General features: G+C 56.4%; 10 protein-coding genes. 7 read left to right on the top strand and 3 right to left on the bottom strand.

Features of this window, described 5'->3' with window-relative positions; genetic code table 11:
• Position 1: 1 nt before the first annotated feature.
• The gene (locus GNT65_RS13170; RefSeq protein WP_160796922.1) at positions 2-2,143 is read left to right on the top strand and encodes a sensor histidine kinase; all 2,142 of its coding nucleotides are present in this window, start codon (positions 2-4) and stop codon (positions 2,141-2,143) included.
• A 246-nt stretch (positions 2,144-2,389) separates the two neighbouring features.
• Here the strand turns inward: GNT65_RS13170 and GNT65_RS13165 are convergent, their stop codons facing one another.
• Complete coding sequence (locus GNT65_RS13165; protein WP_160796921.1) at positions 2,390-2,851, bottom strand: GNAT family N-acetyltransferase; 462 nt, start codon at positions 2,849-2,851, stop codon at positions 2,390-2,392.
• A gap of 80 nt (positions 2,852-2,931) precedes the next feature.
• Positions 2,932-3,600 (bottom strand): 7-cyano-7-deazaguanine/7-aminomethyl-7-deazaguanine transporter, encoded by a 669-nt coding sequence (locus GNT65_RS13160; protein WP_160796919.1) that lies wholly within the window; start codon positions 3,598-3,600, stop codon positions 2,932-2,934.
• Positions 3,601-3,835: 235 nt separating this feature from the next.
• Here GNT65_RS13160 and GNT65_RS13155 point away from each other — a divergent pair, with 235 nt between their 5' ends.
• Positions 3,836-4,591, top strand: a complete 756-nt coding sequence (locus GNT65_RS13155; RefSeq protein WP_160796917.1) for a substrate-binding periplasmic protein — start codon at positions 3,836-3,838, stop codon at positions 4,589-4,591.
• Between the two features lies 1 nt (position 4,592).
• On the opposite strand, the gene GNT65_RS13150 is transcribed toward GNT65_RS13155, so the two are convergent.
• The gene (locus tag GNT65_RS13150; RefSeq protein WP_160796915.1) at positions 4,593-5,951 is read right to left on the bottom strand and encodes an isochorismate synthase; all 1,359 of its coding nucleotides are present in this window, start codon (positions 5,949-5,951) and stop codon (positions 4,593-4,595) included.
• Positions 5,952-6,339: 388 nt separating this feature from the next.
• On the opposite strand from GNT65_RS13150, the gene GNT65_RS13145 reads away from it, so the two are divergent.
• Genes GNT65_RS13145 through GNT65_RS13125 form a run of 5 tightly spaced genes read left to right on the top strand, consistent with a single transcriptional unit; the run spans position 6,340 to position 11,882 of the window.
• The gene (locus GNT65_RS13145) at positions 6,340-8,523 is read left to right on the top strand and encodes a TonB-dependent receptor (RefSeq protein ID WP_160796913.1); all 2,184 of its coding nucleotides are present in this window, start codon (positions 6,340-6,342) and stop codon (positions 8,521-8,523) included.
• 9 nt (positions 8,524-8,532) lie between these two features.
• Complete coding sequence (locus GNT65_RS13140; protein WP_160796911.1) at positions 8,533-9,909, top strand: ATP-binding cassette domain-containing protein; 1,377 nt, start codon at positions 8,533-8,535, stop codon at positions 9,907-9,909.
• Entirely contained in the window at positions 9,899-10,570 is a 672-nt protein-coding gene (locus tag GNT65_RS13135; protein WP_338091778.1) for a CbiQ family ECF transporter T component, read from the top strand. Before GNT65_RS13140 ends, GNT65_RS13135 begins: the two co-directional genes overlap by 11 nt.
• Before the next feature lie 14 nt (positions 10,571-10,584).
• Entirely contained in the window at positions 10,585-11,124 is a 540-nt protein-coding gene (locus tag GNT65_RS13130; RefSeq protein ID WP_160796907.1) for a core component of ECF transporter, read from the top strand.
• A gap of 20 nt (positions 11,125-11,144) precedes the next feature.
• Positions 11,145-11,882: a DNA-binding protein gene (locus GNT65_RS13125; RefSeq protein ID WP_160797014.1), complete on the top strand. Its 738-nt coding sequence runs from the start codon at positions 11,145-11,147 to the stop codon at positions 11,880-11,882.
• Positions 11,883-11,893 lie beyond the last annotated feature (11 nt).

The following is an 11,893-nucleotide window of genomic DNA, read 5'->3' as shown; positions in this document are numbered from 1 at the left end:
CGTGTCTTTTTTCTCGCGTATTTTTGGTGTCAATTGGCAGCAACTACAGGCTAAGGTGCGCTATCGCATCCTGATCCTGACTCTGTTACCTATCCTTTTGACCCTGGTGAGCCTGGTTTTTATCACCATCTATTGGAACATCAGCTACACGGGCAAGCAGCTCTTCATGAAGGTGAAGGCCGACCTGACCGTGGCCAGTAACACAATGATCTCGGTGCAGGAGAAGCAGGAAGACCAGCTCGAGCTGGTGCGTGCCTCCTGGGAATTTCAAAACGAGTTTCGTGACATAGAGACAGACAGCAAGGCCGCCAGGGCCAGGCTGGTGGAGCTGCTCAAGCAGAAGCAGGCCGAGCTAGATCTGGATTTTCTGCGCTTGGTCAGTGTTGCCGAGGCGGCCCAGGACCCAGATTTGAGGGTGATGTTGCCCAAGATACAGGACAATCAGCCCTTCTCCGGCCTGATGGTGTTGCAGCCCCAGCGTCTGGCCCGTTTGGCGCCCAACCTGGAGCAGGAGGCGGTGATCACCCTGGTGGATACCCCAAGATCCCAGAAACCGAACAAGGATGTGGAGAAGCGGGGCATGCTTAGCCGCAGCCTGCTGCCTATTCTGGGCAGCGACGGCTCCGTGGGCTGGTATCTGGATGGCGGTATCTTGCTTAATCGCGACATTCGTATCGTAGACCATATTCGTGACCTGGTTTACGACAAGGGCACCCTGCCAGAGCGTTCCATAGGCACGGTAACTATCTTCCTCGATAACACTCGCATCAGCACTAACGTACCGCTGAACTTCTTCCCCCAGGACAGCGAGAAGCGCGGCCGCGCGCTGGGTAGTCTGGTGTCGGAGGAGGTGCGGCAGAAGGTACTGGTACAGGGGCTGCTCTGGGTCGACCGCGCCTTCGTGTATAACGACTGGTTTATCTCGGCCTATGCCCCGCTGAAAGATATTCGCGGCGAGCGTATAGGTATGATCTACACGGGATTTTCCGAGTCCCCCTTCATCCACAACTACCTGCTGAACATCATAGAGCTGGGCACTATCCTCATGCTGGTGCTGTTGGTCTCTGGCCTGCTGGTTTACCGGGGTGCCTATAGCCTGTTGCAGCCGATCGAGCGCATTCACCATGTGGTCAAGGCGGTGCAGTCGGGTCGTAACCTGCGTATCGGTTCTCTTGGACTGGAGCGCGACAACGAGCTGGCGAATCTGGCAGAGCAGTTCGACCGTATGCTGGATCTGTTGCAGCGACGCAACTCGCAGATCCAGGCCGCAGCCGAGCAGCTAGAGGTCAAGGTTGAGGAGCGCACCCGTAGCCTGCAGGAGAAGACGGAGGAGCTACAGCGTAACGTGGCCCTGCTCAACGAGACTCGTCAGCAGCTGGTGACCAACGAGAAACTGACCGCCTTGGGTGAGCTAACGGCGGGTATCGCCCATGAGATCAACAATCCGACGGCGGTGATACTGGGTAACATGGAGCTGCTCAAGTTTGAGTTAGGCGACAAGGCCGAGGATGTCGAGGAGGAGATCGACATCGTCATCGAGCAGGTGGGTCGCATCAGCACCATCATTCGCAGCCTGCTGCAATACAGTCGTCCCGGTGAGTTTAACGCGCCACTGGAGATGCATCAGCTAACGCCTATCGTCGAGGAGATGGCCATCTTGGTGCGCCATTCCATCAAGAAGCAGGAGGTGGTACTGATCCAGGATCTTAACGCCAGTTATCCTATCGAGGTCAATCGTCCTCAGCTGCTGCAGGTGCTAATCAACCTGGTGGTCAATGCCGCCCATGCCATGGATGGACAGGGACGCATCTGGATCCGTACCTATGACTGGGTGCAAGGCGGCGAGCCCATAGGGGTCAAGATAGAGGTGGAAGATGAGGGTAAGGGGATCCCCGAGGAACAGCTGGGGCGCATCTTCGATCCTTTCTATACCACACGTCAGGATGGTACGGGGCTTGGGCTGTCGCTGAGCTACGGCATCATCAAGCGGATCGGCGGTACCATAGAGGTCAGCTCAACGGTCGGTAAGGGAACCCTGTTCACCATAGGCCTGTATCATAAGGCGATAGACGATCAGTTCAATCCGCCGTACGAGGGGCTACACTTCTCCAGTGCCCTGGATAAGAAGGCGCGAGAGGCCTAAGGGTTAGTTTGAGCTTCCCTGAAGGGGAAGCTTGGGCTTGCTCTGGTGCCAGATAAAAAAAGAGCCGGAATACTAATATTCCGGCCACAAAGAGTGTGTGTGAGCAATGTTGTGCTTGCAAACTCATCATAGTAAGCAGAGATGAAGTGCTTAAAACAGACTGAGTTTTGGAACGCACCCAAATAGTAATAATTATCATTTAGGTTTGCAAGCTTTTATCGTGTAAAGATTCACGATCAACAGGGTTTAGCTTAATAACTTGTTTAAAACCAATTTGTTATCATCGATATTTTCTGCGGTATTCTCTAAGCCGGCTATCTTGTAACCCTGCTGAATCAGCAGCTGTAACATGCTGGCGAAGCGGTTATAGGTCTTCACGGCCAGGCTGTTGAAGCCCTGTGCCTTGGCCCAGCGCTCCTGATCTTGCATCAAGGCCTTGGCCAGCCCAAGCTGACGGAACTCAGGCAATATGGCACCCAGCCAGCTGTAAAATTCACCATTGGTCTCGCCATAACCTATCTTATAGCCCGCCAGCTCGCCCTCGATGCGGATCAGCTGCACCAGAAACGACTTGCCGTTTAGGCGAGTACGATAGTCTTCAGCCTGATGACGGCCGTCAAATTCCGGCACCTCTTGGCTTAGGCCGATGAGGGTGTCGATGAGCTCATCGCTCAGGTGGGTGTGATGCTCGATACTTGTGGTGTACATCTTGGCTCTCCAAACTTGCTCGCTACCATCGCGGCACTGGTGAAAAATTGAGTGCCGCGATGATAGTACAAATCAACTGGTCAGGCCAGTTTGGTCTGCGATTTTGTCTGGCCTTCTCGCAAAATTCGCTCCTGTAGCACCCTGAGCAATACGCCATAGGCGGGCAGAAAGAGCCCCAGACTGACGATTAACTTGAAGCCATAGTCGACGCTGGCGATTTCCATCCAGTGCTCGGCCATGAAGGGATCGCTAGAGGCGTAGAAGGCGACGCTGAAGAACACCAGGGTATCGATCAGGTTACCCACCACAGTCGAGGCGGCCGGTGCTACCCACCAGGCCTTGGCCTGTCTTAGGCGGGCGAACACGGTAATATCCATCAACTGGCCCACCAGATAGGCGGCGAAGCTGGCGAAGGCGATGCGAAACACGAAGCTGTTGAACTGCGCTAAGGCGTCGCCACCCTTGAAGCTGCCCTGGTGGAAGAGCACGCCGATCAGATAGGAGATCAGCAGCGCGGGTAACATGGCCCTGAGGATGATCTTACGCGCCGCCTGTTGGCCGAAGATCCTCACCGTCAGATCTGTGGCCAGATAGACGAAGGGAAAGCTAAAGGCGCCCCATGTGGTATGAAAACCAAATAGCTGGAAGGGTAGCTGAACCAAGTAGTTACTTGCGGTGATAATGGCAATATGAAAGCTGACGAGCAGCAGGAGCGCACGCTGAATCTGCGCTGGGGATAACATTAACATCTTGTGGCCTTTTTAGTGGGTTAACGCGGGGTGAGGGAACCCGCTTGGAAATAGGATAAGGCTTATGCCTCGGTTAGCCGTCGCCAGGGATTGACCTGGAAGACAGGGCGGCAAATTATAGTCATTAAGACTCAATGAGCAAGGATTTTAAGTCGTTTTCTCTGCCTGTGTCCCGCTGGAGTGAATTATAGGGACTACACTTGGTTGATAACCACCATGTTTTCGGGGAGGTGTGATGAGATCCTGGCGTTATCTTATGGTCATCTTGTGCGCCTGCATGTTACTGGGTACGCCTTGGGCTGCCGTGTCCGAGGAGGCGGAAGAGATCACTGTGGCAACAGGTAACTGGCCCGGTTTCAGCACGCCCGACGGCAAGGGGTATTACCTCGCGCTCTTGCAAAGCGCCTTTCCTGTCTCCAAGTGGAAACTCTCGATAGATTTCGTGCCTTTCTCCCGCGCCCTTTATATGGTGAAGCAGAAGAAGGTGGATGTAGGGCTGGGCTTCTATATCGATGAAGTCGAAGCCGATTACTACTGCGATATCCCCGTAGAGGTTGATCAGGTGGATGTCGCGCTCACGCCCGAGCTGGCCGCCATCTGGCAGGATATCAATAGCCTGAAGAAGAAGAAGGTGAAGGCGCTGCTGGAGTATCGCTACGATACCTTTATCAAGGTGCCTATGTATTACGAGGAAGGCAGCGACCTGCTGCAGATGCTTAACCATGTCAATAACGGCAAGATAGACGCAGTGCTCGATTACAAGCGTTCCCTGGCGGGGCTTGCCAGTCAGTTAAACCGACCTCAGCAATATGTGATCAAGGAAAATGTGTTGAATCCAGAGGTGTTCTTCGTATTCCCTCAGACACAGAAGGGCAAGCGTCTGAAGGCGATCTTTAACCGTGCTATGGCGCGCATGGCCGAGAGTGGCGAGCTGGATCGTCTGTTTCGGGCCAACATCAGTTATCGCGCCCGGGTGCCGACAGCTAACTAACCTAGACCTCGGTCAGGATCGACATTATGGTCTTGAGCTTGTTCTCCAGTTCGTGCCATTCCGCCTCGGCCTCTGAGCCTGAGACGATCCCCGCGCCGGCAAATAGATTGATGCGTCCGGGCTCGAGCAGTGCGCTGCGAATCGCCACCGCAAACTCACTCTCATACTTGTTGAAATAGCCACAGGCACCGGCATACCAGCCACGGGTGTAGCCTTCGCGCTGGCGAATAAAGTTGATGGCCGAGGCCTTGGGCAGACCACCCACGGCAGGGGTGGGATGCAGGGCCTGGAGGATCTGAAAATCGTTTACACCGGGCTTGAGTTCGGCGCGAATGGCCCTGTGCAGGTGCTGAATATGGCTCAGCTTAAACACCTTGGCCAGCTCATCGGCGCCCACATAATTGCTCAATGGCGTCAGGGCATCGACGATATGTTCACGCACCAGCTGGTTTTCATGGCTGTTCTTGGTGTCGTCCAGCAGCTGTTGCGCCAGCAGGGCATCTTCGGCCTCGTTGAGCCCACGTGTGGTAGTGCCCGCTAAGGCCTCGGTAAACACCTCGCGCTGGCGGCGCCGGTAGAGACGCTCCGGCGTGCAGGAGATAAAGGCACTCTCCGGGCTGAACTGAAAGCCAAACTGAAAACTGTTCTGGTTGCGCCCCTGCCAGCTGGCAAGCAGCATCCAGGGGTCGACCTTCTCGTTCACCTCAAGCTGGGTCAGACGCGACAGCACCACCTTAGGCGTGTCCTGGATAAACCTGTCCTGGGTGACCTGATTGACCAGTTCGTGCCAGCGCAGTTTGTTGGGACGATCGCTGCGACTCAGCAGTTGTATCTTGTTCGGCGGTGCTAATGGCTTGGGCGGCACTAGGGCGGCGAGCGCCTGCAGCGCCAGGTTCCGCTCCTGTTCGATATCGCCGGATTCGACATTGAGGTTGACCAGCAGCTTGTACTCATCGCCGCTACGTCTCAGCTCGAGTCTGGGCAGGATGAAGTGGGCGCGGCCATATTCGGGCCAACACTCGGTATGACGATCGAAGGCGACGCCACCGTAGTAGCGTATCTCCTGATTGGTGGATAAGGCTCTCTGCGTCTGATAAGCCTGAGAAAGTTGGTTGTCATCCACCGCGTCTTCGAAGATGAAATCTTTACAGCAACCCAGGGCGGCGACCTCTTCCTGGGTGTCGCGGCCATGCCAATAGATCCTGGGGTAGCAAGGTTGGCTGGCGAGCCAGGCGATCATCGGCATAACACAGGCCGTCACCGACAACTGAATGATCGGCTCACCATGGGGGTGTATGTCGAGTTTTTCGAGTTTGCGGGATAAGGATTGTATGGCCTGTGGCAGCGAGGAAACGCTCAAGAAATACTCCAACCTGGTAAAAAGTGCGTGGGTTTGAGGGCGGGTAAGGACTTCAAACGCGACGAATTTGAGACTTATCTGAATTGGTAATAAGAATCTTTACCACAAATTAATGTGCCGACTGTTAGCTGTCAAGCAACAGGAAGTTAAGCTGTGAGCAAGCCCAAGAAAAGTAAGATTTGTCATATTTTGGGGAAGCTTTTCAATTCTGCGTATTTTTGTCTAATCAAGGCTTTACGTTGGACAAAATGTCCCTTGTGCATAGTTGTCAACGCGGCATTTGTTCAAATTTGTCGATCTGGGTTTGTTTTTGGTTTTCGTTCGCTTGTTGCTACAGGTGTAAGCCGGAAGAATGACGGCCATAGGGAAATGACATAGCGATGTAAGCATGAAAAACCAAGCAATCAGTCTCAAATTATCACTCGTGGCAGCCGCGGTTGCCGCCAGTCCTCTGGTCATGGCCGAGGAAGTCAAACAGGACCCCATCTTAGATGTGGCCGAGGTCATAGTGGTGATCGGCGAGAAGCCGACGTCGTTACAACAGACCACCAGTAGCTGGACCATAGGTGCAGACGAGATACAGGCCATGGGCGCCCAGAGTCTGGATCAGGTGTTAAAGAATGCGCCGGGCGTCTATGTGCGCACAGGTGGCCAGGGCACGCCAAGAGTGGATGTGCGCGGTTTTAAGGCCAGACACGTCATCTATCTGATCAACGGTGTACCGGCCAATGGTGCCGAAGATGGCCAGTTCGATCCTAGCGTAGTGCCCGCCAGCCAGATTGCCTCGCTCACCGTCTCCATGGGGCCAACCTCTGTGCTTTACGGACCAGGCGGTGCAGGCGGGGTGATCAACATCCGCACCAAGCAGGGCGCCGAGGTACCAGGTTTCTCCGGCCATCTCGAGGGTGGCGAAAATGACACCTTCAACGGCGACGTCACCGTGGCTGGCTCAGGCGATCGCTGGCAGGGACTGGTGTCGCTGTCTCGTCAGCAGACCGATGGCTGGCCCGTATCTGGCGATCAGCCAGATACCGAGGTGCAGCAGGGTGATACCCGCTTTAACAGCGACAAGACGATCAACAACCTGTTTGCCCAGGGCAGCTACTCACTGTCGGACAATACCCAGCTGATGGCCAACCTCAGCCTGCGTAGCGGTGAGTGGGGCAAGCCTGCCGTCGACGGTACCAGCAGTCGCAAGGCAAAATTTGAACGTGTCGACGACTACGATGCCCATACGGTGCAACTGGGTCTGGCCCATAGCTTTAACGAGCTGCTCACCCTGAGGGGCTTCATCTATCAGAATCAGTCGGACGTGCTGGAAAACCGTTATCTGGATGACAGCTTCGCCGGTCTGCAGCAGAGCCTGGATGGCCGCTCCGTGGTGAGCGGCGGTAACCTGCAGCTGATCGCCGATTTCGATGCCGGCCACCTGCTGACCGGCGCCCTGATCGCCGAGCATCAGAGCTGGGAGTCACAGAGCAATCGGATAGATAGCGACACTACTGGTACCGACAGTGGCACCGGAAGTGGTTCAGGATCTGGCTCTGGCAGCGGCTCAGGATCGGGTACTGGAGGTGGTTCGGGCTCAGGTACTGGGGGCGGCAGCGGCTCGGGATCGGGCGGTGGCTCAGGTTCGGGTTCTGGTTCGGGTTCTGGTTCGGGTAGCGGTGGTGGTTCTGGTTCAGGAACGGGCGGCGGTAACGGCTCAGGTAATGGTTCTGGCGGCGCCGAGTCATTCGACGATTCATCTTGGCTCTATACCCTGGCGGCGGAATATCAGTATCAGCAGGACAGCATCGGTGCCAGCCTGGGTGGTGCACTGCACGAGCAGCAGCGTGTGCGTGAAGATGAGTCCGACTACTCGGCCCAGGCTTCCGCCTACTGGCAGGCCGCCGAGGCTACGCGCCTCAACCTAGGTGTGGCCCGTAAGATACGTTTCCCGTCGATGCGCAACCTCTACTCGCTCTCGTCGGGCAACCAGGATCTCGAGTCTGAAACCTCTAAGCATCTGGAGCTGAGCTTGGCACAGGGGCTGGGTAGCAATACAGATCTGAGTCTGGCTGCCTACTATACGGATGCAGAGAACTATATCGCCAAGGATGTCGATGGCATCTATCAGAACATGGGGCGTTATCAGTTTAAGGGAGTCGACTTCCTGCTGCGCGATCAGAGCATAGATAATCTGTCGCTAAGCTTCGGCTACAGCTTCCTCGATAGCGAAGATAAGGATGCCGTACCTGGGCTGGATACCTTAGAGTACCGTCCCCGTCATCAATTCAGGTTGCAGGCGGACTATGAGTTTAGCTTTGCGACCCGCATCAACCTGAATATCGAGCACATCATGGGTCAGGTATACCACACCGAAGAGAAGGTAGCCGGTCAGAAACAGCTGGTGGAGAAGTCGCTTGATGACTACACACTAGTAGATCTCAAGCTGAGCCATCCTATCGCAGGTGACGCCCTGTCAGTCTACCTCAGAGCCGCTAACCTGCTCGATGAGCGTTACTATCAGAGCGAGGGGCTACCTCAGGCGGGCCGTCAGGTGTTCCTGGGTGTGAACTGGCAGCTGTAGGCATACTCCATGGCCCTGGTGCGACTCAGTCAGATCCATTTTAATTTCCAGACAGCGGCGCAGCCGCTGTTTGAGGATCTCAATCTGACCATAGCTCCCGGTGAGTGCCATCTTATCCATGGCTATACCGGCTGTGGTAAGTCGACCCTGCTCAAGCTCTTGCTGGGGATCCTCGAGCGTCCCTGGGAAGGGGAACGCGAGATCGCCGAGGGGGCTACCCTGGGCGTGGTGATGCAAGATCCCAATGTGCAGTTGCTGCGCCAGACCCTAGGGGCCGAGGTGGCCTTCGCCCTGGAAAACCTGGGGGTCGCCAGCAATGAGATGCTGCTGCAGGTGCGCTCCGCCCTGAGGCGGGTCGGTCTCTATATCAGCCTGGATACCCCCATCGCCAGCCTATCCCTGGGGCAGCGCTATCGCCTGATGATCGCCGCCCAGCTGGTGCTCGAGCCGGATCTGCTCCTGCTCGACGAACCTTGGGCACAGCTGGACGACCAGGGCGTGGCTGAGCTGTCGGCCGTGCTCAACCAGCTCAAGCAGCAGGGGGTGGCCCTGCTGATCGTCGAGCACCACAGGGGCGTCTTCAAGGATCTCGTCACCCACAGATGGCAGCTGAGTCAGGGTAAGCTGCATGGGGTCGCTCCTGCACAGGCGGAGGCTAGTCCTTCGCAGGAGTGTTGGCGCGAGTCGCCTGCCTGGCCCCAGGGCGAAGCCGTCATCGACAGCCATGGCTTTACCCTGGCATTTCATGAGCGACAAAAGCTATTCGACGCAGAGTCTCTGCTGCTATTCCCCGGTGAGATCGCGGCCCTGGTAGGCGACAACGGCTGCGGTAAGAGTACCCTGCTCAAGAGCCTAGCCGGTATCCAGGCGGATATCGATCCCTTAGGCATCAAGGTGTTTGGTAAGAAACCTAAGCTGGGACGCTTCGGTGCCGATCTGGCCTTGCTGCATCAGAGGCCGAGTCGGCAGCTGTTTGAAAATACGGTTATCGAGGAGATACAGTTTAGTCTCAGGCGATTCGGCCTGCCGCTGGAGTGGGCCATCGAACTCTTGGGGCAACTTGGGCTGACTACCTTGGCACGGCACTCTCCCCATACGCTCTCCTATGGTCAGCAGCATCTGATTGCCCTGGCGTCTCTGGCCTGTTTCAGGCCCAAGCTTCTGCTGCTGGATGACCCCTTTGCCGGGCTAGATGAGCATTTCACCAGCAAGATAGTCGCGCTGCTCCTCGAGCTTAGCCGCCAAGGTACTGCCATCGTGGTGGCCAGTCACAGACCGATTGCCGAGCTGCCCATAGATCGTCTATGGCGGGTGGCAGATGCTCGTCTCGAGTGTTTCGGCATGGCGACGGCCTGCGAGAAACAGGCGTATTCTCGTGTGGGCTAGACGCGGCGGGCGTGCGCCCATCATCTGTCGCCCCAAGCGCCACTTTGTCATCAACGATGTTCGATGGTGTGCGCTCGCGCTCCTGCTCGTGCTGGGATTATCCAGTGGCGCCTTCTTACTACCTCAGACCTGGCTGCACTATTTGGCACTGATCAACCTGCTTCTACTGGTGCAGGGGCGATACCTTGGTGGGCGGCTCAAGGGGCTGCTGGTGATCTTCACCAGTCAGCTGGCGATCACTAGCCTGCTCTATCTGCTGCTACACGGGGTCGAGCGCCTGCCCGAGGGAATTACCGCCGTGTGCCGCATCCTGATGGCCATGATCCCCGGCTGGTGGCTGTCGATAGCCTGCTCGCCCCAGCGTATCGGTGAGGTGCTGAGTCATTGCCTGCCTCACAAGTGGACCTTCGTGCTGGCCGCCTGTTTCGGCATCTTGCCTTATCTGGGGCAAGAGACGCGGGAGATCTATCAGATGCAAGTGATGCGCGGCGCCAACATTCGCCTCAAGTCTCTGTGGCGACCCCGGCATTGGCATGAGCTGATCTACTGCGTGCTCTATCCGCTGCTTATTCAGCTGTTAAAACTATCCAAGCAGATGGCCACCGCGGCCAGGCTGCGTCAGTTTGGTCGTCATCCCAAGCCGACCCACTGGCCCTTCTAGTGAGAAATATCATTATGAATAATAAAGGATTCAACCTACATGATGCCCTGTTTATCGGCTTCTGTGCCACCCTGTTGGTGGCGCTAAAGGGGATGCTGAGGCTCAAGCTGGGGCTGTCGGGACACTCCATGTTCCTGATGAGCTTCTTCTATCTGATCTGTTACGGCGCCGTGGGCAAAAATGGCGCCATCAGCCTGTGTGGTCTGTTAGCCGGCATGATGGCAATGACCCTAGGCATAGGCAAGGGAGGCCCCTTGTTGCTTCTGAAGTTTGGTCTGCCGGCCATCGCCATGGATATTTGTCTGCTGCTGTTGCCCAGCCTGCTGGCGCTCAAGTGGCGCTGCATCATCCTGGCCTTAGTGGCCACAATCGCCTGGGCCAGCAAGGGGCTGATAGAGGGGCTGCTGGTAGGGCTTAGCGCGCAGGTGGTGGCGCTGCAGTTTGCTAAGAGCCTGCTGTTTGGCAGCCTGTTCGCCCTGTTGGCGGCCATGTTAGTGCCGCCTGTGTTGGAGCGGCTGCGTAGTCACGATCTGATAGATAGAGAGGAGATATAAGCATGGTGAGAGCATCTGGGTTGAGATCTTGGTTGGTGTGTATCGACGATACCGATGATATTGGTACCAAGGGAACCGGGGAAATCGCCGAGGAGATCGCGCGCCTGCTGAGCGACAATCATCTGAGTCGCTGCGCCTTCGTGACAAGGCATCAGCTCTATGTGCATCCGGATATTCCCTATACCTCCCACAACAGCGCTATGTGTTTTCAGGTACGCACCACCAAGTCCCAAGAGGAGATCTTGCAGATCGCCGTGGCACATCTGCGCAGCCAGAGCGCCGCCGCGGCCGATCCCGGCATCGCCCTGCTGGATCTGCACCATCCATGTGATCGTGAGGCGCTTATCGCCTTCGGTGAGCAGGCAAAAGTCGAGGTGAAAACCAAGGCGCAGGCCTACGCCCTGGCCGAGCTGCTGGGCATACACCTGAGCGAACATGGCGGCACAGGGCAGGGAGTCATAGGCGCCTTGGCGGGCTTGGGGCTGAGGCTCCAGGGTAACGATGGTCGCATCAAGGGGCAGTTTAAGCTGCCAGGGCTAGAGGCTGGCGAGGTGCAGTTCTCGGTAGGCGAGGCGATAGAACTAACAGGTGTCGACCGTGTACTCAGCGATAGCGGCGAGCAGCTCTGCTTCAAGACGCCCCTCTATCTGTCGGGTAAGGTCAAGGCCGTCTATCGGGATCATCAGGTCTCCCTGCTGGTGTATGACGACCAGGGACGTTGGCGCAATGCCCTCAAGCAACAGCTTAAGCATTACTAGGGGCCAGTGTT

The organism is Shewanella insulae (genome assembly GCF_009831655.1).
In the GTDB taxonomy this organism is placed as follows: Bacteria; Pseudomonadota; Gammaproteobacteria; order Enterobacterales; family Shewanellaceae; genus Shewanella; species Shewanella insulae.
This window is presented reverse-complemented; position numbering and strand designations above follow the sequence as displayed.